Origin of the sequence: Streptomyces sp. NPDC035033 (assembly GCF_040636735.1) — a bacterium.
GTDB lineage: Bacteria > Actinomycetota > Actinomycetes > Streptomycetales > Streptomycetaceae > Streptomyces.
Genome location: NZ_JBEZUZ010000011.1, coordinates 1 through 21,020, shown reverse-complemented (window position 1 = coordinate 21,020; position 21,020 = coordinate 1). Strand labels below are relative to the sequence as shown.

Below are 21,020 nucleotides of genomic sequence, written 5' to 3'. Positions count from 1 at the left end.
ACGGTGCCACCCCGAGACGAACCCGGGGCCGATCTCAGGGCGGACCCTGATGCCCCGGACCGGCCGAGCGTGTGACGATCGGTGCATGTCCGCAACCGCTCGTGTCACCGACACCGACGAACCGCCCGTGCGCAGGCTCTACCGGAGCGCCGACGGGCGGTGGCTCGGCGGTGTCGCGCGGGGACTCGCCGGACACCTCGGTCTGCCCGTCGCGTGGGTGCGCGCCGTCTTCGCGGTGCTCGTCCTCACCGAGGGCCTCGGGCTGCTGCTCTACGCGGTCTTCTGGATCGTCGTCCCGCTCGGCGTCGGCGGCAAGGCCGAGTCCCGTCCCCTCTTCGAGGTCTCCGAGGACGGCAGACGGCGGCTCCGCAAGCCCGACAGCGGCCAGATCCTCGCCCTCGTCGCCCTGGCGATCGGCGCGTCCGTCTTCATCGCGAACCTGCGGATCGACGGCGAGACCGGACGGTACGTGTGGCCGACGCTGCTCATAGGCGTCGGCGTCGTCCTGGTCTGGCGCCAGGCGGACAACGCCCGCGCGGAGGTCTGGACCGGCCGGGGGACCACGCGCGGGCGCGGCTTCCACCTCGTGCGGGGGCTCGTCGGCGTGGCCCTGGTCGGCACCGGCCTCGCCGTCTTCGTGGTCGTGCGCGGCTCCGTCGCCCAGATCGGCACCGCGCTGACCGCCGCCGTCGCCGTCCTCACCGGCATAGCGCTGCTCGCCGGCCCCTGGCTGGTCCGCATGTCGCAGGACCTCAGCGCCGAGCGGACCCTGCGCATCCGGGCCCAGGAGCGGGCCGAGGTCGCCGCCCACGTCCACGACTCCGTGCTGCACACCCTCACCCTGATCCAGCGCAACGCCGACGACGCCGGCGAGGTCCGCCGGCTCGCCCGCGCCCAGGAGCGGGAGCTGCGGAACTGGCTGTACAAGCCGGAGGGCACCGGCAGGGACGAGGAGCCGGAGACCCTCGCGGAGGCGGTGAAGCGGGCCGCCGCCGAGGTCGAGGACAAGCACGGCGTGCCGCTGGAGGTGGTCGTCGTCGGCGACTGCCCGCTCGACGAGAAACTGGCCGCGCAGATGCAGGCCGCGCGCGAGGCGATGGTCAACGCCGCCAAGTACGGTGGCGAGGGCGGGGCGGTACAGGTGTACGCCGAGGTGGAGGGCCGTACGGTGTTCGTCTCGGTCCGCGACCGGGGGCCGGGGTTCGACCTGGACGAGGTCCCCGAGGACAGAATGGGCGTACGGGAATCGATCATCGGCCGGATGCAGCGCAACGGCGGCACGGCCCGGCTGCGGGCCGTGCCGGGCGGGGGCACGGAGGTCGAGCTGGAGATGGAGAGGGCGGACGGATGAGCGACGAGACCGGGGCGACGACCGGGACCGACGGGGAGACGGGACCGGGCACGGGGGGCGGCGCCGGGCGCCGGGTGCGGGTCGTCCTCGTCGACGACCACCGCATGTTCCGCACCGGCGTGCAGGCCGAGATCGGGCGGACCGACGTCACCGGCGTCGAGGTCGTGGGCGAGGCCGCCGACGTCGACCAGGCCGTCACCGTGATCACCGCGACCAGGCCGGAGGTCGTGCTCCTCGACGTCCACCTGCCCGGCGGCGGCGGGGTCGAGGTGCTGCGCCGCTGCGCCGGGCTGATGGCGGCCGCCGAGGACCCGGTGCGCTTCCTCGCGCTCTCCGTCTCGGACGCGGCGGAGGACGTGATCGGCGTGATCCGGGGCGGTGCCCGCGGCTACGTCACCAAGACGATCACCGGCGACGACCTGGTGGACTCGATCTTCCGGGTCCAGGAGGGCGACGCCGTTTTCTCCCCGCGGCTCGCCGGCTTCGTCCTGGACGCCTTCGCCTCCACCGACGCGCCCCCGGTCGACGAGGACCTGGACCGGCTGACCCAGCGGGAGCGGGAGGTGCTGCGGCTGATCGCCCGCGGCTACGCGTACAAGGAGGTCGCCAAGCAGCTCTACATCTCGGTGAAGACCGTCGAGTCGCACGTCTCCGCGGTGCTCCGCAAGCTCCAGCTCTCCAACCGGCACGAGCTGACCCGCTGGGCCACCGCCCGCCGTCTGGTCTGAGCCCGGGCCCGCCGCCGGGCCCTCAGGCGACGCGGGTGGCGCCGGCGAAGGGCATCTCGTCGATCGGCGCGATCCGGATCGGGGCGCCCGGCCGGGGCGCGTGGATCATCTGGCCGCCGCCGATGTAGAGGCCCACGTGGCTGATCCCGGAGTAGAAGAAGACCAGGTCGCCCGGGGCCAGCTCGGAGCGGGAGACCCGGCGGCCGGCGTTGATCTGGGTGTAGGTGGTGCGCGGCAGGGAGACCCCGGCGGCGCGCCAGGCGGCCTGGGTGAGGCCCGAGCAGTCGTACCCCGAGGGGCCGGTGGCGCCCCAGATGTACGGCTTGCCGAGCTGGGCGCGGGCGAAGGAGATGGCGGCGGAGGCGCGGCCGGTGGGGGCGGCCACCGGGGCCCGGTCGCCGGAGGAGCGGTCCGCCCGGGCCGCGGTGCCGTTCGTCGCGGTGCCGCCTGCTGTGGTGTCGCCTGCCGTGGTGCCGTGCGCGGTGGTGCCGGGGCGGGTGGTGGTGCCGGGCGCGGGGGGTGCGACGGAGCGGGCGGCGACGGCGGCCTCGTAGCGGGCCCGCTCCTCGGCGGTGAGCCGGGCGAGGAGCTCGCGCGCGGCGGCGAGCTTGCCGAGGACGGTGGCCTTCTGGCGCCGCAGTTCGGCCTCGTGGCCGCGCAGGGCGGTGAGCCGGCCGGCGGATTCGGCGCGCAGCTGGGCGAGGGCGGCGAGTTCGCGGCGTACGGCGGTGACGGTGGCGGCCTGCCGGGCGCCCGCCTTCTCGGCCAGGGCGGCCCGCTCCAGGTACTGGTCGGGGTCCGAGGTGAGGGCGAGCTGGACCGCCGGGTCGAGTCCGCCGGAGCGGTACTGCGCGGCGGCGACGGCCCCGAGGCTCCGGCGGGCGGTGTTGAGCCGCTCGGTGCGGCGGGCGGCCTCGTCGCGGAGGCGGTCGAAGGAGGTCCGGGCGGCGTCGGCCCGTTCCTTCGCGCCGTTGTACCGCTCGGTGGCGACCTCGGCCTCCTCGTAGAGCTTGTCGACCTCGGCCCTGACCTGGGCGGCGGTGCGGCCGGGGCGGGCCGGGTCGGCGTGGCCGGAGCCTTCGAAGAGGGTCGCGCCGGCGGCGGAGGCCAGGGCGAGCGTGGCGGCCGTGCGGGCCGCGGGGCGGCCGAACGGAGCGGGCCGGGGTTTTCGGTGAGCTGCCACGAGGGCGGGTCACATCCTCTCCCTGTGGGGGACGGTGCCGGCCGGAGCCGGCGGCGGACCGCACAGGGGAGACGGGCCGCCGCCGGGGTTCTCCGGCGGGGATGGCCGGCACCGCCGGTGGTCCGGCGGGGTGGGGAGCCGACCACCTGGGGCAGGACGCTAGACCCGGGGGTCACGCCCCGGCGCCGGGTTGACCGCTATTGACGCCGGATGACCTCCATGGACCGTTCCCGGTCGGCCTCCGGGGCGGTCGGCGAAGGTTTCCGTAGGGCGGGCGACCGAAGCGGGGGAGCGGGTGGACCCGGCCGGAGAGCGGTGCTAGGGGCCCGGTTAGGCTCCGCCCCATGGACGTCCTCATCAATGTCTTCGTCGCGCTGCACATCATCGGCATCGCCTCCCTCCTGGGCGGGTTCCTCACCCAGATGAAGGCGATCGGCGCCGGCACGGCCCGCTTCAACCCGGCCATGCTGCACGGCGCGCTGACCATGCTGGTCACCGGCGTCGCGCTCGTCGGCCTCAACCAGGCCGACGACCAGACGGTCAACAACCTCAAGATCGGCATCAAGCTGGCGATCCTCGTGGTGATCCTCGGCATCGTCTACGTGAAGCGCGACGAGGAGACCGTCGAGAAGGGCCTCTTCGGCGCCGTCGGCGGTCTGACCACGGCGAACATCTTCATCGCCACCCTCTGGGTCTGAGCCCGGCGGGCCGCGCGGAGCCCTCCGGCGTGCTCCCGGTGCGCGCCTTCGCACCGGGAGCACGCCGAAGGCGGACCCGGTTGTCGGCCGGGCGTCCTAGACTCGGGAGGCGATGAGCAGCCTCTTTGACGACAGTTTCCTGGCCGGCCTCCAGTCCCACTCCCCGGAGGACGTCCCGCCCCCGCCCGAGGACGACGAGTACGGCGCCCCGGCCGCGGAGGAGGTCCCGCACGACCTGTTCGGGGGGCACTTCGACGCGCCCCCGCCCCGCGACCCGTACTACCGCGACGGCGCCCCCCGTCCCGTCGTGGACCCGGCCGCCCTGCTGGAGGGGCTGAACGAGCAGCAGCGCGCCGCCGTCGTCCACACCGGCTCCCCGCTGCTCATCGTGGCCGGCGCCGGTTCCGGCAAGACCCGGGTCCTCACCCACCGCATCGCCCACCTCCTGGGCACGCGGCACGTGCACCCCGGTCAGATACTGGCGATCACCTTCACCAACAAGGCCGCCGGCGAGATGAAGGAGCGCGTCGAGCAGCTGGTCGGCCCGCGGGCGAACGCGATGTGGGTGATGACCTTCCACAGCGCCTGCGTCCGCATCCTGCGCCGGGAGAGCAAGCGCCTGGGCTTCACCTCGTCCTTCTCGATCTACGACGCCGCCGACTCCAAGCGCCTGATGGCGCTGGTCTGCCGCGACCTGGACCTCGACCCGAAGAAGTTCCCGCCGAAGTCCTTCAGCGCCAAGATCTCCAACCTCAAGAACGAGCTGATCGACGAGGAGTCCTTCGCCGACCAGGCCGCTGGGGGTACCCCCTCTGGGGGAGGGTTCGAGAAGACGCTGGCCGAGGCGTACCGGATGTACCAGGCGCGCCTGCGCGAGGCGAACGCGCTGGACTTCGACGACATCATCATGACGACGGTCCACCTGCTCCAGGCGTTCCCGGACGTCGCCGAGCACTACCGCCGCCGCTTCCGCCACGTCCTCGTCGACGAGTACCAGGACACCAACCACGCCCAGTACACCCTGGTGCGCGAGCTGGTCGGCACCGGTTACGAGGACCTCGGCCCGGCCGAGCTGTGCGTCGTCGGCGACGCCGACCAGTCGATCTACGCCTTCCGCGGCGCCACCATCCGCAACATCCTCCAGTTCGAGGAGGACTACCCGGACGCGACGACGATCCTGCTGGAGCAGAACTACCGCTCCACCCAGACGATCCTCTCCGCGGCCAACGCGGTCATCGAGCGCAACGAGTCGCGCCGCCCCAAGAACCTGTGGACCAACGCGGGCGCGGGCGCGCAGATCACCGGCTACGTCGCGGACACCGAGCACGACGAGGCGCAGTTCGTCGCCGACGAGATCGACCGGCTCACCGACGCGGGCGAGGCGAAGGCCGGCGACGTGGCGATCTTCTACCGGACCAACGCGCAGTCCCGCGTCTTCGAGGAGATCCTCATCCGCGTCGGCCTGCCCTACAAGGTCGTCGGCGGCGTGCGCTTCTACGAGCGCAAGGAGGTCCGGGACGTCCTCGCCTACCTGCGCGTCCTCGCCAACCCCGAGGACAACGTGCCGCTGCGCCGGATCCTCAACGTGCCCAAGCGCGGCATCGGCGAGCGCGCCGAGGCGATGATCGACGCCCTCGCGCTGCGCGAGAGGATCACCTTCCCGCAGGCCCTGAAGCGGGTCGACGAGGCGTACGGCATGGCGGCCCGCTCGGCCAACGCCGTGAAGCGGTTCAACGCGCTCATGGACGAGCTGCGCACCATCGTCGAGTCCGGCGCGGGCCCGGCCGTCGTCCTGGAGGCCGTCCTGGAGCGGACCGGCTACCTCGCCGAGCTCCAGGCGTCCACCGACCCGCAGGACGAGACCCGGATCGAGAACCTCCAGGAACTCGCCGCCGTGGCCCTGGAGTTCGAGAAGGAGCGCGGCGAGGAGGAGGAAGGGACGGGCACGCTCGCCGAGTTCCTGGAGAAGGTCGCGCTCGTCGCCGACTCCGACCAGATCCCGGACGAGGACGAGGAGGGCTCCGGCGTCGTCACGCTGATGACCCTGCACACCGCGAAGGGCCTGGAGTTCCCGGTGGTCTTCCTCACCGGCATGGAGGACGGCGTCTTCCCGCACATGCGGGCGCTCGGCCAGACCAAGGAGCTGGAGGAGGAGCGGCGCCTGGCGTACGTGGGCATCACCCGCGCCCGCGAGCGGCTGTACCTCACCCGCTCGTCGATGCGCAGCGCCTGGGGCCAGCCCTCGTACAACCCGGCCTCCCGCTTCCTGGAGGAGATCCCGCCCGCGTACCTGGAGTGGAAGCGGACGGGGCCGGTGGCGAAGCCGGCGGGTCCGACCTCGGGGATCGCCTCCTCGCTGTCGTCGTCGCTCTCCTCGTCGCGCGCCCGCTCCGGCCCGTCCGGTTTCGCGACGCGCCGCGCGGGCTCGGACAAGCCGGTCGTCTCGCTGGCGGTCGGCGACCGGGTCACGCACGACCAGTTCGGGCTGGGCACGGTGCTGGCGGTGACGGGCACGGGTTCGGACGCACAGGCGACGATCGACTTCGGCGACGAGAAGCCGAAGCGGCTGCTGCTGCGGTACGCGCCGGTCGAGAAGCTGTAGGCGGTACGACGCGACGGGGGCCCGGTCCGTCGGACCGGGCCCCCGTCGCGTACGGTTCTCAGCTCGTCGGGTCGAGGCCGTGGCTGCGGAGCCAGGCCAGCGGGTCGATCGCGGAGCCGCCGCCGGGCCGGACCTCGAAGTGGAGGTGCGGGCCGGTGGAGTTGCCGGAGTTGCCGGAGTAGGCGATGACGTCGCCGGCCTTGACCTGGCCCCAGCGGATCTTGGTGCTGCTGAGGTGGCAGTACCAGGTCTCGGTGCCGTCGGCGGCGGTCACGATGGCCATGTTGCCGTAGGCCGGGTTCCACTGGGTGCGGACGGTGCCGTCGGTCGCGGCCATGACGGGGGTGCCGTACTGCACGGGGAAGTCGATGCCGGTGTGCACGGACATCCAGTTGACGCCGGACTGGCCGAAGCGGGCGCTGAGCTGGTGCAGCTCCACCGGCAGCATGAACTTGGGGCGCATCGCCTCGCGGCGGGCCGCCTCCTCCGCGCGCTTCTTCTTCTCGGCGGCCTGGCGGGCCTTGAGGTCGATCCGCTCCTGGGTGCGGCTGGCGCGGTCGCCGAAGTCGCGGACGTCGGCGTCGAGGGCGCTGAGCTGGGTGTCGAGCGCGGTGTTGGCGGGGACCTGCTTCACGGCGGCCGGGTCGGCGGCGGCGAGCGCGGTGGTGTTCTTCTGCTTCGGGGCCTCGGTGTCGGCGCCGGTGAGTCCGCTGACGGAGGCTGCCGCGATGCCGGCGACGCCCATGACGCAGGCGGAGGGGACGGCGACGGTCAGCAGGGCGGAGCGCTTGGCGGGGGTACGGCGCCGGGCGCGGCCGCCGCCGGAGGAGCGGCGTACGGGGCGGGCGTCGGTGCGGACCTCGGTGGCGGGCACCGGGTCGGTGGCCCCGGGGCCTTCGCTCTCGGGGAGCTCGTCGGCCGCGCCCCCGTCGGCGCCGTACGCCTCGGCCTCGTACGCCTCGGTTCCGTACGCCTCCGGTTCGTACCCTTCGGCCGCGAACTCGGCGGCCCCGTAGGCCGTTTCCGGCTCCGGGGCCCGCTCCGGCTCGTGGGCGAACGCGAACTCGGCGGTGTGGCCGACGGGTTCGTCCTGCGGGACGTACTGCTGGGGGACGACCGGCGCGGCCGGTTCGGAGACCTGGTTCCAGGCGGTGGCGTCGTAGGCGCCGGTGTCGGTCGCGAAGGCGGGGGCGGCCCACTGGCCGGTCACGTCGTACGCCTCGTGGCGGTACGTGCCCTGCGCCGCGTAGGCGCCGGAGTGCAGGGTCTCGTACTGGCCGGTGTGCTGGGCCTCGATCCAGGCGGAGGCGTCCCACTGGCCGGTGGTGTCGTACTGCTCGGGCTGTCCGTACGGCGCGCCCGCCGCGTAGGGGTCCGTCACGGTGGCGGCCGCGGCGGCCCACTGGCCGGTGGTGTCCCACTGGCCCGTCGTGTCGTGGCTCCCCGCGGTGGTCCAGGCGCCCGTGTCGTACGCGCCGGTCGTGTCGTACGTCCCGGTGGCGGCGTACTGGCCGAGGTCCCACTGGCCGCTGTGGCCGGTCTGCCCGGTGTCGGACCAGGTCCCGAAGAGCGGGTCGGTCGCGAAGCTGCCGGTGGTGTGGGCGCCGTCTCCGGCGTACCCGGCGTGGGGGTGCTGGTCGTTCACCAACGTCTCTCTCGCCTCGGCAGCAGGACCAGTCCGGGGCGGGCCCGACAGGGGGTGTCCCGGGGGGAAGCAGTGGCGCGACTGTACCCGGCGGTACGCGGGGCCGACAATCTTCGGAAGGACCGGCGGGCGCAGGAAACGGGCAATCGACCGTGTTTCGCCAGCTCACGCACCGACCTTTGGCCTTGTGTTCGAGGAACGTTCGAAGAACGGCCCGGGGGTGTCGCCGCGACGCGGCGAGTTCAGGCCACGGAGGCCGCCCCGCCGTCCGCCCCGTCCTCGGCCCCGTCGGCGTCGAGGGCCGCCAGGATCCCGGCCGCCACCGCCGGGTGCACCGGCAGCGCGAGGTGCCCGATGCCGCTGACCCGCACGTTGTGCACCCGCAGGTCGGGGTGGTCGAGGCGGGCCGTCTCCACCGGCACCATGATCTGGTCCAGGTCGCTCCAGAAGCTCACGAACCGCGTCCGGCAGCCCGGCGCCGGACCGGCCAGCTCCCGCAGCACCTCCGACCCCGGCCGCATCTGCCGCACCAGCGGATGCGCGTCGGCGAGCGGCGCGACGGTCGTGCCGGCGTGCGGGGTGCCGAGGGTGACCAGCGTCCGCACCCGCGCGTCACCGCCCAGCCGCTGTACGTAATAACGGGCGACGAGGCCGCCCAGGCTATGGCCCACCAGGTCCACCTCGGCCCGGCCCGTGCGGTCCCGGATCGCGTCGATCCGCCGCCCCAGCGCCTCGGCCGCGGTCCGCAGGTCGCAGGTGAGCGGAGAGTAGTCGAGGCACTCGACGTGCCGGCGGCCGTGCCGGGCGAGGGCGCGGCGCAGCAGGACGAAGACCGAGCGGTTGTCGACGAAGCCGTGCAGCAGGACGACCGGACGCCCGTCCCCGCCGGTGAGGGACGCGGGGGCGTCGGCGGCGGGCCGGGAGGGGGCGAGCCCGGAGGGGTAGAGGGCGAGGTGGCCGGTGAGGATCGCGGCTTCGAGAACGGTGGCCTTCAGCAGGGCGGTGACCTTGGCGAGCTCCATCGCCGACCTCCTCCCCGGCGCACGGGGCCGGGCGGTACGCCGGTGTGCCGGAGCCCCGCGCCGCACGGACGACGGCACGGAGCTCCGGCGACCGGCGTCGCGGCTCCTTTCGCGACCGGCCCCGCGGGCGGCTGGAGGGCCCAGGAGGAGGGCCCGGAGCGGGGCGGGTCACGGAACGAACGTGTCCCACGTGTGATTTCCCCCTCCCCGGCCACCGCGAAACGGTCCGTTGCGGGATGCTGTCGATAACGTTCGTTCACCTCCCCGGCACAGACGCGCGGGGGTCGCATGTGGAGGCAGTGATGGGTGTGACCGGTCCGATCCGCGTGGTGGTCGCCAAGCCGGGTCTCGACGGCCACGATCGTGGGGCCAAGGTGATCGCGCGGGCCCTGCGCGACGCCGGCATGGAGGTGATCTACACCGGGCTGCACCAGACGCCCGAGCAGATCGTCGACACCGCGATCCAGGAGGACGCCGACGCGATCGGCCTGTCGATCCTCTCGGGCGCGCACAACACGCTCTTCGTCAAGGTCATCGAGCTGCTCAAGGAGCGCGACGCGGAGGACATCAAGGTCTTCGGCGGCGGCATCATCCCCGACGCGGACATCCCGCCGCTGAAGGAGAAGGGCGTCGCGGAGATCTTCACGCCGGGCGCCACGACCGCGTCGATCGTCGACTGGGTCAACGCGAACGTCCGCACGACGGCCGTCTGACACTCCCCGGCGCCCCCGACGGCCGGGAGCCCCCTCCGACGGGCTCCCGGCCGGCCGCGCGGGCTCACCCCTCCCGTACGGGCACGCCGTGCGGACGGGACGGGTCGCGCCGGGCGGGCGGGACGGCCGGGGCGCCGTCCAGTTCGGCGTACATCCGGGCGCGCAGGTCCAGCGTGGCCACCAGGCGCCGGAACGCCTCGGACCAGTAGGCGTCCGCCCCCGGCGAGGCGTCCTCCGCCCCCGGGACCGACGCCGGCGACTCCAGCCGCCGGGCGGCCGAGGGGGAGAGGCACCGCTCCGCGAGCCCCATCACCCCGCTGAAGCTCCACGGATAGCTGCCCGCGTCCCGCGCGCTGTCCAGGGCGTCGATCACCGCCTCGCCCAGCGGCTCCGCCCACGGCACCGCGCAGACCCCGAGCAGCTGGAACGCCTCCGACAGGCCGTGCGCCGCCACGAAGGCCGCCACCCACCGGGCCCGCTCCTCCGGCCCGAGCGTCGCCAGCAACTGCGCCCGCTCGGCCAGCGACGCGGTGCCGGGGCCCGTCGCCGGCGGCACCGCGGGCGCGCCGAGCAGCGCCCGCGACCAGGCCGCGTCCCGCTGCCGCACCGCCGCCCGGCACCAGGCCGCGTGCAGCTCCGCCCGCCAGTCGTCGGCGACCGGCAGCGCCACGATCTGCTCCGGCGTCCGCCCGCCGAACCGGGCCGGCCAGCAGGACAGCGGGGCCGCCTCCACCAGCTGTCCGAGCCACCAGGACCGCTCGCCCCGCCCCGACGGGGGCACCGCGACCACGCCGTCCCGCCGCATCTCCTCGTCGCACTCGTGCGGGGCCTCCACGACGACCGTCGGCACGGACGCCGTCCGGTCCAGGCCCACACAGGTGACCGCCCGGGCCGCCATGCGGCCCGCGAACGCCGAGCCGGGCAGTGCGGAGAGCAGCTCGGCGGCGGTCGCGCGGACGTTGCGGCTGCGGTCGGCGAGCGCCGTCTCCAGGAACTCCTCGTCCGCCGCCGACAGTCCGGCCCGCAGCGAGTCCAGGAACATCAGCCGGTCCTCGGCCCGCTCCGCGGACCAGGTGCCCGCGAGCAGGGCCCGCCCGGCCGCCGGATCCTCCGCCCGCACGGCCGCGAGCAGCGCGACCCGCTCCGCGAACAGGCCCTCCTCCCACAGCTCCCGCACCGCCGCCGCGTCCCCGGGGTCCGGCAGCGTCCCGCCGGCCCCGGCGCCCCGCAGGGCGAACCGCCACTCCGGGTTGAGCCGGGCCAGCCACAGCCCGCGCGGCCCGGCCAGCGCCAGCGCCCGCGGCCGCAGGTCGGTACGGGCCCTGGCGGCGTCGAGCAGCGCGGGCAGCGCGGCGGGCGGCGCCTTGTAGCCGCGCTCGACGGCCAGCGCCAGCCACTGCGGCAGCAGTTCGGCCAGGTCCGGTGCGGCGCCCCGGCGGCCGCCCGCCGGGGCGGGCGCGGCCCGTCCGGCCAGGAGCCCGTCGAGCCGGCGCCGGGCCGCCTCGGGCAGCGCCGGCCGCGGATCGTCCGGCGCCGGCTCGGGCGGTACGGCGGCGGGGCCGGGCCGCAGCCCCGCGCGCCGCCGCAGCGTCCGCCGCGCGGCGGCGTCGAGGAGGGCCCCGGCGGCCCCGGCGCCCCGGGTCCCCGAGGGCGGCCGCCGGTCGGTCCCGAGCAGCGCCGACGTCATCAGCTCCTCCCACCCCCCGTCACCGGGGGCCGGGGACGGCCGGAGGGCCTGGGGCTGGAGCGGGGGTTTGGGCGTCGGCACGGGCACTCCTCGGGCGCGGTCTCGGCCGCTGTCGCGGACGTCGGACGGGAAAGGGCTGCGGCGGACGGCGGTCACAGCAGCGGGACCGTCTCCGCCGGCCTGTCCGGGGACCAGGCGGCGAGCGGGGTGAAGCCGCGGTGGCCGCACTCGCCGAAGACCGTGACGGGGCCGCCGCCCGACAGGGCGAGCAGCCGCCACAGGCCGGCCCGGGACCGGTCGGCGCCGGTCAGCGGCAGCGCCTCCCGCCCGTCCGCGTCGGCGAGCTGCCAGCCGTACTCCGCCCGCGCGGGCACCACGCGGGCGAGCGTCACCGGCCAGGAGTCCAGCCAGGGATCCTCCCGCAGCGCCCGCCCGTACGCGTCCAGCGCCGCCCCCACCGGGCCGCCCGGCGGCGGCGCGGCCGGCCCGGCGACCGGCACCAGCGGCTCGCCGGGCTCCGCGCGGAGCTGCCCGGAGCCCGCGTGCGGGGTCAGCTCGCCGTCCACGACCGCGCCGACCGGCAGCGCGAGACCGGGGGCGCGGCCCGCCGCGCCGAACGAGAGCAGCAGCGCCGTACGCCCGCTGTCCGTCCCGTGCAGCCAGATCCGACGGGTCGTCAGCCGGCCGTCCCCCGTGTCGTACTGGGCGAGGACCAGCCACCGGTCCCGCACCGCGGGGCCGTCCGGCGCGGACGGCAGGCCGACCCGGGTCCGTACCGTCGCCGCGAACGGGGCCGGCAGCCGGTCGGCGGCCAGCCACGCCCGGTCGAGGAGATGGGTGAGCGCGCACTCCTCCAGGAGCCGCACCGGCCAGCCCGGCCCCGAGCCCGGTATCGCGCCCAGCTCGCGGACCCGGCCCGCGAGCCCCGGCGCCTGCGCGTCGACCATGCGGGCCGCGGCCTCCTCCCACAGGCCGTACCCCTGCTGCCCGGCCGTGGCGAGCCCACCGCGCACCAGGTCCGCGAGCCGCCGCTCCAGCTCCTCGGCGCCCGCCGTCACCCGGGCCGCCCGGCGCTCCGCCCGCCGCCGGGCCGCCGCCGGGTCCGCCGGGGCCGCCCCCTCCGCCTTCCGTACGGCCCCGGCGGCTCCCGCCCGCCGCGCCGCGAGCCGGCGCGCGGCCCACTCGGGCGGCTCGGCGCCCTCCGGCACGGCCGTCCCGCCCGCCGCCCACAGGAGCAGCAGCCCGAGCACGTGCTCGCACGGGGACCTGCGGCTCGGGCAGGTGCACGCGTACACGGGCCCGGCCGTGTCCACGACCGTCCGGTACGGCGTGCGGCCGCTGCCCTCGCACCGTCCCCAGACGACCCCCGCGGAGGCGCCCGCGCCGCTCCACGGCCCGGCCGCGCCGAGCCCGCTCCCCGCTCTGCGCGAGGCCTCGTCAGGAGCCAGTGCCAGCACCTGCTCGGCCGTCCAGCGCACCCCCATGGCATTCATGCACCTGACGGTATTCTCCGCCACTGACAACGCAGTTGACCTGCGGCTTCGCCCTCATGGAGGGCCCTGACGGCACGACAGGTCCGACCACCCCTTACGGTGCTGTGCGGGCTCGCGCGAACCAGCGCGCGACCTCGCGTCCGCACCACCGTGCAGGGGGAGTACCACCATGAACCGCACCGTCCGCTCCGCCGTCTCGGCCCTCGCCGCCACCGGCCTCGCGTTCGGTCTCGGCGCCTGCTCCGAGGCGGCCGACAAGGCCGTCGACCAGGTCGACAAGGCCGTCGTCGAGAGCTACGAGGTGACCTACGAGGTCACCGGCACGAACATCCGGTCGATCGACTACCACGCCGGCGACGGCACCGCGATGCAGCCGCGGGTCGAGACCGACAAGAAGCCCACCGCCCCGTGGAGCAAGACCGTGCGGCTGCACGGCATCATGCCGCCCGCCGTCATGCCGGTCACGACCGAGCCCGAGGGCCTCACCTGCAAGGTCGTCTACCAGGGCAAGGTCATCAAGGAAGCCGAGGGCGAGCAGGCCATGGCCGGCGGCTGCGTCGCCGTCTCCCCGGTCTTCAACTGACCTGCCACACCCCCCGATCGGCCACCTGACCTGCGGTCACGGCCGATTGTCAGTGGCGTGGTGCACCGTGGATCGCACAGCAGGTCGAACGAGCTGGAGGGGGATCCATGACCGTGCCCGAGACCATCGCCCAGCCCGGCGCCGGTGCCGTGACGGACACCGGCCCGGGCCGGCCCCGGCCCGCCGCCGAGGTCCTGCGGCCCCACGCCGAACAGGCCTTCGCCCACGAACTCGCGGCGCTCGCCGCCGCCGACGACCGCCCCCGCCCCGCCCGCTGGCGCCTCTCGCCGTGGGCCGTCGCCACCTACCTCCTCGGCGGCACCCTCCCCGACGGCACCGTGGTCACGCCCAAGTACGTCGGGCCCCGCCGCATCGTCGAGGTCGCCGTCACCACCCTCGCCACCGACCGGGCCCTGCTCCTCCTCGGCGTCCCCGGCACCGCCAAGACCTGGGTCTCCGAGCACCTGGCGGCCGCCGTCAGCGGCGACTCCACCCTCCTCGTCCAGGGCACCGCCGGCACCCCCGAGGAAGCCGTCCGGTACGGGTGGAACTACGCGCGGCTGCTCGCCGAGGGCCCCAGCCGGGCCGCCCTCGTGCCCGGCCCCGTCATGCGGGCCATGGAGCGGGGCGCGACCGCCCGCGTCGAGGAGCTCACCCGCATCCCCGCCGACGTGCAGGACACGCTCATCACGATCCTGTCCGAGAAGACCCTGCCCGTCCCCGAACTCGGCGAGGAGGTCCAGGCCGTCCCCGGCTTCAACCTGATCGCCACCGCCAACGACCGCGACCGGGGGGTCAACGACCTCTCCAGCGCGCTCCGCCGCCGCTTCAACACCGTCGTCCTGCCGCTGCCCGCCACCGCCGAGGACGAGGTGGACATCGTCGCCCGCCGCGTCGAGCAGCTGGGCCGCTCCCTCGAACTGCCCGCCCCGCCCGAGGGCGTCGAGGAGATCCGACGGGTCGTCACCGTCTTCCGCGAACTCCGCGACGGCGTCACCTCCGACGGCCGCACCCGGCTCAAGTCCCCCTCGGGGACGCTCTCCACCGCCGAGGCCATCTCCGTCGTCACCGGCGGCCTCGCGCTCGCCGCCCACTTCGGCGACGGCGTGCTGCGCCCCTCGGACGTCGCCGCCGGGATCCTCGGCGCCGTCGTCCGCGACCCGGCCGCCGACCGGGTCGTCTGGCAGGAGTACCTGGAGACCGTGGTCAGAGAGCGCGACGGCTGGAAGGACTTCTACCGCGCCTGCCGCGAGGTGAGCGCGTGACGGCCCCCGCGCCCGCCCCGGCCGCGACGGACCTCCGCGACCGGCCCCCCGGCCCCCTGCTGCTCGGCGTCCGGCACCACGGGCCCGGCTCCGCGCGCGGGGTGCGCGCCGCCCTGGAGGCCGCCCTGCCCGCGGCGGTGCTGATCGAGGGCCCCGCCGAGGCCGACGCGCTCGTCGCCCTCGCCGCCGACCCGGAGATGCGGCCGCCCGTCGCCCTCCTCGCCCACGCCGTCGGCGACCCCGGCCGGGCCGCCTTCTGGCCCTTCGCCGCCTTCTCGCCCGAGTGGACCGCGATCCGCTGGGCCCTCGGCCGGGGCGTCCCGGTCCGCTTCGTCGACCTGCCCGCCGCCCACACCCTCGCCGCCACCGATCCCACCTGGGGCGACGGCGAGGACGAGGCGGACGGCGGCGCCCGGATCGACCCGCTGGCCGAACTCGCCCGGGCCGCCGGGCACGAGGACCCCGAGCAGTGGTGGGAGGACGCCGTCGAGCTCCGCGACGGCACCGACCCCCTCGCCCCCTTCGACGCCCTCGCCGACGCCATGACCGCCCTGCGCGAGCGGTACGGGCACGGCGGCCACCCGCGCGACCTCGTCCGCGAGGCGTACATGCGGCTCCGGCTGCGGGAGGCCCGCAAGGAGTTCGGGGACGCCGTCGCCGTCGTCTGCGGAGCCTGGCACGTGCCCGCCCTCGCCCGGCGGACCACCGTCACCGCCGACCGCGCCCTCCTCAAGGGCCTGCCCAAGGTGAGGGCCGAGCTGACCTGGGTCCCCTGGACCCACCGGCGGCTCGCCCGCCGCTCCGGATACGGCGCCGGGATCGAGTCCCCCGGCTGGTACGGGCACCTCTTCTCCGCCCCCGACCGGCCCGTCGAGCGGTGGATGACCCGCGCGGCCGCGCTGCTCCGCGAGGCCGACCACCCCGTCTCCTCCGCCCACGTCATCGAGGCCGTCCGGCTCGCCGACACCCTCGCCGCCCTGCGCGGACGCCCGCGCCCGGGCCTCGACGAGACCACCGACGCCGTCCGCGCCGTCCTCTGCGAGGGCTCCGACGTGCCGCTCGCCCTCGTCCGGGACCGGCTCGTCGTCGGCGACGTCCTCGGCGAGGTCCCGGCCGCCGCCCCCGCCGTCCCGCTCCAGCGCGACCTGAACCGCCTCCAGCGGAGCCTCCGGCTCACCCCCGAGGCCGAGGAGCGCGACCTCGGCCTCGACCTGCGCGGCGAGACCGACGCCGCCCGCAGCCGGCTGCTCCACCGGCTCCGGCTCCTGGGCGTCGACTGGGGCACGCCCGCCGCCGGCCGCACCGGCACCGGCACCTTCCGGGAGTCCTGGCGGCTGCGCTGGCGGCCCGAACTGCACGTCCGGGTCGCCGAGGCCGGCGTCTGGGGCACCACCGTCGAGGCCGCCGCCACCGCCCGCGCCGAGGCCCGGGCCCGCGCCGCCGGCACCCTCGGCGAGATCACCGCCCTCGCCGAGCGGTGCCTGCTCGCCGGGCTCGGCGCCGCCCTGCCCGCCGTCCTGGGCGCCCTCGCCGACCGGGCCGCGCTCGACACCGACGTCGCCCACCTCGCCGACGCGCTCCCCGCCCTGGCCCGCGCGCTGCGGTACGGGGACGTGCGGGGCACCGACACGGCGGCCCTCGCGGACGTCGCCGCCGGTCTCGCCGAGCGGATCTGCGTCGGCCTCCCGCCCGCCTGCACCGGCCTCGACGCGGACGCCGCCGCGCGGATGCGCGACCGGCTCGACGCCGTCCACACCGCGATCGGTCTCCTCCCGGAGCGGTCCGGCCCCGGCGCCGAGACCCTCCCCGACCGGTGGGCCGGGGTCCTGCGCCGGCTCGCGCACCGGGAGCGGGTGGCCGGGGCCGTCCGGGGACGGGCGGCCCGGACGCTGCTCGACGGGGGCCGGCTCTCCGACGACGGGACCGCGCGGCTCATGGGGCTCGCCCTCTCGCCCGGCACCCCGCCCGCCGACGCCGCCGCCTGGATCGACGGCTTCGTCGGCGGCCCCGGCGGAGGACTGCTCCTCGTCCACGACGAGCGGCTCCTCGCCCTCCTCGACGCCTGGCTCGCCGCCGTACCGGCCGGGGCGTTCACCGACGTCCTGCCCCTGCTGCGGCGCACCTTCGGCGGGTACGAGCCCGGGGTGCGCCGCGCCCTGGGCGAGCGCGTCGCCCGCGGACCCGGGCCCGCCGCCGGACCCGGCGCCCCCGTCCCCGGCTTCGCCGCCGGCCTCGACGAGGAGCGGGCCGACGGCGTCCTGCCCCTGCTCCGCCTCGTCCTCGGACCGGAGGTCCCCGCATGAGCGCCCCCACCACCGCCGACGAGCGGCTGCGCCGCTGGCGCCTCGTCCTCGGCGGCGCCGCGGCCGAGGGCACCGGCCGCGCCCTGTCCGGCGCCGACGCCGCCATGGACGCCGCCCTCGCCGCCCTCTACGACAGCCAGGACGGCCGGGACGGCCGGAGCGGCGGCGAGCGCACGGGCGGGCTCGGCGGCTCCGCGCCCTCCGTCGCCCGCTGGCTCGGCGACATCCGCGCCTACTTCCCCGCCTCCGTCGTCCAGGTCATGCAGCGCGACGCCATCGACCGGCTCGGGCTCGCCGAGCTCCTCCTGGAGCCGGAGACGCTGGAGGCCGTCGAACCCGACGTGCACCTCGTCGGCACCCTGCTGTCGCTGAACAAGGCGCTGCCGGAGACCACCCGGGAGACCGCGCGGGCCGTCGTCCGCAAGGTCGTCACCGACCTGGAGGCCCGGCTCGCCACCGGCACCAGGGCCACCCTCACCGGCGCCCTGGACCGCTCCGCGCGGATCGGCCGCCCCCGCCACCGGGACATCGACTGGGACCGCACCCTGCGGGCCAACCTCAAGCACTACCTCCCCGCCCACCGCACGGTCGTCCCCGAGCGGCTGATCGGCCACGGGCGCGCCTCCCGGGCGGTCCGCAAGGAGATCGTGCTCTGCGTCGACCAGTCCGGCTCGATGGCCGCCTCCGTGGTGTACGCCTCCGTCTTCGGCGCCGTCCTCGCCTCCCTGAAGGCGGTCGCCACCCGGCTCGTCGTCTTCGACACCTCCGTCGTCGACCTCACCGACGCGCTCGACGACCCCGTCGACGTCCTCTTCGGCACCCGGCTCGGCGGCGGCACCGACATCAACCGGGCGCTCGCCTACTGCCAGTCGAGGATCACCCGCCCCGCCGACACCGTCGTCGTCCTCGTCAGCGACCTGTACGAGGGCGGCGTCCGCGGCGAGCTGCCGAAGCGGGTCGCCGCGATGAAGGCGGCCGGCACGCAGGTCGTCGCCCTGCTCGCCCTCTCCGACGAGGGCGCCCCCGCCCACGACCGCGAGCACGCCGCCGCGCTCGCCGCCCTCGGCGTCCCCGCCTTCGCCTGCACCCCCGACCTCTTCCCGGAGGTCATGGCGGCGGCCCTGGAGAAGCGGCCCCTGCCGATACCCGACGCCGCCTGAGGCGCGCCCGGCCCGCCGTGCGGAATCCGTCGCCGCCCGGCCACCCGGACGGAGCCCCGCGGGCCGACTGAGGCCCATATCACACTCCCGGCGGCACCCCCCTCACCCCGCGCACCGGCGTGGCGTGAGGGGGGCAAACCCCGGTCCCCGCCTGCCCGGTGGGGTCCGGGAGGGGGCGGCCCCGTGCCCACGGACAGCCCCTTCGCCCCTACGTTCTGTGACCCGTATCACCGCTCGGTTGTGATCTGCGATTTAGGGACCCAGGTCCCACGGGGATAACCTGCGAGACGGACATGCCGCGTCCACGGACACCGTGTACGCCTCCCCAGTGACAGCGCAGTCACGTTGCCCTCCGCGGCACGCCCACGCAGACAACGAACCGCGATCATCTAGAAAAGGGACGCGCGTGGACCTGTTCGAGTACCAGGCGAGGGACCTCTTCGCCAAGCACGGTGTACCGGTGCTGGCCGGTGAAGTCATCGACACGCCTGAGGCGGCGCGCGCTGCGACGGAGCGCCTGGGCGGCAAGTCGGTCGTCAAGGCGCAGGTCAAGGTCGGCGGCCGCGGCAAGGCCGGCGGCGTCAAGCTGGCCGCCACCCCGGACGAGGCCGTCGCCCGCGCGACAGACATCCTGGGCATGGACATCAAGGGCCACACGGTCCACAAGGTGATGATCGCGGAGACCGCTCCGGAGATCGTCGAGGAGTACTACGTCTCGTACCTCCTCGACCGCACCAACCGCACCTTCCTCGCCATCGCCTCCGTCGCCGGCGGCATGGACATCGAGCAGGTCGCCGAGGAGACCCCCGAGAAGGTCGCCAAGGTGCCGGTCGACGCCAACAAGGGCGTCGACATCGAGAAGGCCCGCGAGATCGTCGCCGCCGCCCAGTTCCCGGCCGAGGTCGCGGAGAAGGTCGCCGACGTCCTCGTGACCCTGTGGAAGACCTTCGTCGCCGAGGACGCCCTCCTCGTCGAGGTCAACCCGCTCGCGAAGGTCGCCTCCGGCGAGGTCATCGCCCTCGACGGCAAGGTCTCCCTGGACGCCAACGCCGACTTCCGCCAGCCGGAGCACGAGGCGCTGGAGGACAAGGACGCGGCCGACCCGCTCGAGGCCGCGGCCAAGGCCAAGGGCCTCAACTACGTGAAGCTCGACGGCTCCGTCGGCATCATCGGCAACGGCGCCGGCCTGGTCATGTCGACCCTGGACGTCGTCGCGTACGCCGGTGAGAACCACGGCGGCGTGAAGCCGGCCAACTTCCTCGACATCGGCGGCGGCGCCTCCGCCGAGGTCATGGCGAACGGCCTGGAGATCATCCTCGGCGACAAGGACGTCAAGTCCGTGTTCGTCAACGTCTTCGGCGGCATCACCGCCTGTGACGAGGTCGCCAACGGCATCGTCCAGGCCCTGGAGCTCCTCGCCTCGAAGGGCGAGGAGGTCACCAAGCCGCTGGTCGTCCGCCTCGACGGCAACAACGCGGAGCTGGGTCGCAAGATCCTGTCGGACGCCAACCACCCGCTGGTCCAGCGCGTGGACACCATGGACGGCGCGGCCGACAAGGCCGCCGAGCTCGCGGCTGCGAAGTAAGGGAAGAGGGACAGAACAGCCATGGCTATCTTCCTCAACAAGGACAGCAAGGTCATCGTCCAGGGCATGACCGGTGCCACGGGCATGAAGCACACCAAGCTCATGCTGGGTGACGGCACCAACATCGTCGGCGGCGTGAACCCGCGCAAGGCCGGCACCAAGGTCGACTTCGACGGCACCGAGGTCCCGGTCTTCGGCACCGTCGCCGAGGCCATGAAGGAGACCGGCGCCAACGTCTCGGTCCTCTTCGTGCCGCCGGCCTTCGCCAAGGCCGCCGTCGTCGAGGCGATCGACGCCGAGATCCCGCTCGCCGTCGTCATCACCGAGGGCATCGCCGTCCACGACTCCGCCGCGTTCTACGCGTACGCCGTGGAGAAGGGCAACAAGACCCGCCTCATCGGCCCGAACTGCCCCGGCCTCATCACCCCGGGCCAGTCGAACGCCGGCATCATCCCGGGCGACATCACCAAGCCGGGCCGCATCGGCCTGGTCTCGAAGTCCGGCACGCTGACGTACCAGATGATGTACGAGCTCCGTGACCTCGGCTTCTCCTCCGCCGTCGGCATCGGTGGCGACCCGGTCATCGGCACCACGCACATCGACGCCCTCGCGGCCTTCGAGGCGGACCCCGACACCGACCTGATCGTCATGATCGGCGAGATCGGCGGCGACGCCGAGGAGCGCGCGGCCGACTTCATCAAGGCCAACGTCACCAAGCCGGTCGTCGGCTACGTCGCGGGCTTCACCGCGCCCGAGGGCAAGACCATGGGCCACGCCGGCGCCATCGTCTCCGGCTCCTCCGGCACCGCCCAGGCGAAGAAGGAGGCCCTGGAGGCCGCCGGTGTGAAGGTCGGCAAGACCCCCACCGAGACCGCCAAGCTGGCGCGCGCCATCCTCGCGGGCTGACGCACAGCAGCCCGACAGGCCGTAGACGAGTGGGCCCCGCCCTCCCGGGAGACCGCGACGGCCAACCAAGCCTTCGGCCACCCCCTCGCCCCCCAC

General features: G+C 75.2%; 16 protein-coding genes. 11 read left to right on the top strand and 5 right to left on the bottom strand.

Annotation, left to right across the window (positions count from 1 at the left end; translation table 11 throughout):
• Window positions 1-85: 85 nt before the first annotated feature.
• Together AB0E83_RS07220 and AB0E83_RS07215 are read left to right on the top strand one after the other, a co-directional pair.
• Window positions 86-1,351 (top strand): PspC domain-containing protein, encoded by a 1,266-nt coding sequence (locus AB0E83_RS07220; protein WP_362107225.1) that lies wholly within the window; start codon window positions 86-88, stop codon window positions 1,349-1,351.
• A complete protein-coding gene (locus AB0E83_RS07215; protein WP_362107222.1) occupies window positions 1,348-2,079 on the top strand; it encodes a response regulator transcription factor in 732 nt (243 codons plus the stop codon). Before AB0E83_RS07220 ends, AB0E83_RS07215 begins: the two co-directional genes overlap by 4 nt.
• A gap of 22 nt (window positions 2,080-2,101) precedes the next feature.
• Here the strand turns inward: AB0E83_RS07215 and AB0E83_RS07210 are convergent, their stop codons facing one another.
• Complete coding sequence (locus AB0E83_RS07210; RefSeq protein ID WP_362107219.1) at window positions 2,102-3,262, bottom strand: NlpC/P60 family protein; 1,161 nt, start codon at window positions 3,260-3,262, stop codon at window positions 2,102-2,104.
• A gap of 344 nt (window positions 3,263-3,606) precedes the next feature.
• Between AB0E83_RS07210 and AB0E83_RS07205 the strand changes: the two genes are divergently transcribed.
• The gene (locus tag AB0E83_RS07205) at window positions 3,607-3,960 is read left to right on the top strand and encodes a hypothetical protein (protein ID WP_362107217.1); all 354 of its coding nucleotides are present in this window, start codon (window positions 3,607-3,609) and stop codon (window positions 3,958-3,960) included.
• 112 nt (window positions 3,961-4,072) lie between these two features.
• The gene (gene pcrA / locus AB0E83_RS07200; protein WP_362107214.1) at window positions 4,073-6,562 is read left to right on the top strand and encodes a DNA helicase PcrA; all 2,490 of its coding nucleotides are present in this window, start codon (window positions 4,073-4,075) and stop codon (window positions 6,560-6,562) included.
• Between the two features lie 58 nt (window positions 6,563-6,620).
• Here pcrA and AB0E83_RS07195 read toward each other — a convergent pair whose 3' ends face one another.
• Window positions 6,621-8,207: a M23 family metallopeptidase gene (locus AB0E83_RS07195; protein WP_362107211.1), complete on the bottom strand. Its 1,587-nt coding sequence runs from the start codon at window positions 8,205-8,207 to the stop codon at window positions 6,621-6,623.
• Window positions 8,208-8,449: 242 nt separating this feature from the next.
• On the bottom strand, window positions 8,450-9,229 hold the full coding sequence (locus AB0E83_RS07190) for an alpha/beta fold hydrolase (RefSeq protein ID WP_362107208.1): 780 nt from the start codon (window positions 9,227-9,229) through the stop codon (window positions 8,450-8,452).
• 302 nt (window positions 9,230-9,531) lie between these two features.
• Between AB0E83_RS07190 and AB0E83_RS07185 the strand changes: the two genes are divergently transcribed.
• Entirely contained in the window at window positions 9,532-9,942 is a 411-nt protein-coding gene (locus tag AB0E83_RS07185; protein ID WP_282694426.1) for a cobalamin B12-binding domain-containing protein, read from the top strand.
• Window positions 9,943-10,006: 64 nt separating this feature from the next.
• Here AB0E83_RS07185 and AB0E83_RS07180 read toward each other — a convergent pair whose 3' ends face one another.
• Window positions 10,007-11,629 (bottom strand): DUF5691 domain-containing protein, encoded by a 1,623-nt coding sequence (locus AB0E83_RS07180; RefSeq protein ID WP_362107418.1) that lies wholly within the window; start codon window positions 11,627-11,629, stop codon window positions 10,007-10,009.
• A gap of 152 nt (window positions 11,630-11,781) precedes the next feature.
• Window positions 11,782-13,122 carry an SWIM zinc finger family protein gene (locus AB0E83_RS07175; protein ID WP_362107204.1) on the bottom strand — a complete coding sequence of 447 codons (1,341 nt, stop codon included), beginning with the start codon at window positions 13,120-13,122 and terminating at the stop codon, window positions 11,782-11,784.
• Window positions 13,123-13,291: 169 nt separating this feature from the next.
• Between AB0E83_RS07175 and AB0E83_RS07170 the strand changes: the two genes are divergently transcribed.
• From AB0E83_RS07170 to sucD, 6 genes are all read left to right on the top strand, one after another.
• A complete protein-coding gene (locus AB0E83_RS07170) occupies window positions 13,292-13,705 on the top strand; it encodes a hypothetical protein (protein WP_362107201.1) in 414 nt (137 codons plus the stop codon).
• 107 nt (window positions 13,706-13,812) lie between these two features.
• Window positions 13,813-14,970 carry an AAA family ATPase gene (locus AB0E83_RS07165; RefSeq protein WP_362107198.1) on the top strand — a complete coding sequence of 386 codons (1,158 nt, stop codon included), beginning with the start codon at window positions 13,813-13,815 and terminating at the stop codon, window positions 14,968-14,970.
• A complete protein-coding gene (locus tag AB0E83_RS07160) occupies window positions 14,967-17,273 on the top strand; it encodes a DUF5682 family protein (protein ID WP_362107195.1) in 2,307 nt (768 codons plus the stop codon). The genes AB0E83_RS07165 and AB0E83_RS07160 overlap by 4 nt, the downstream gene beginning before the upstream one ends.
• The gene (locus AB0E83_RS07155) at window positions 17,270-18,433 is read left to right on the top strand and encodes a VWA domain-containing protein (protein WP_362107192.1); all 1,164 of its coding nucleotides are present in this window, start codon (window positions 17,270-17,272) and stop codon (window positions 18,431-18,433) included. Before AB0E83_RS07160 ends, AB0E83_RS07155 begins: the two co-directional genes overlap by 4 nt.
• Before the next feature lie 406 nt (window positions 18,434-18,839).
• Window positions 18,840-20,018: an ADP-forming succinate--CoA ligase subunit beta gene (gene sucC, locus AB0E83_RS07150; protein WP_362107189.1), complete on the top strand. Its 1,179-nt coding sequence runs from the start codon at window positions 18,840-18,842 to the stop codon at window positions 20,016-20,018.
• Between the two features lie 21 nt (window positions 20,019-20,039).
• Complete coding sequence (sucD, locus tag AB0E83_RS07145; RefSeq protein WP_086823933.1) at window positions 20,040-20,924, top strand: succinate--CoA ligase subunit alpha; 885 nt, start codon at window positions 20,040-20,042, stop codon at window positions 20,922-20,924.
• The last annotated feature ends 96 nt before the right edge of the window (window positions 20,925-21,020 follow it).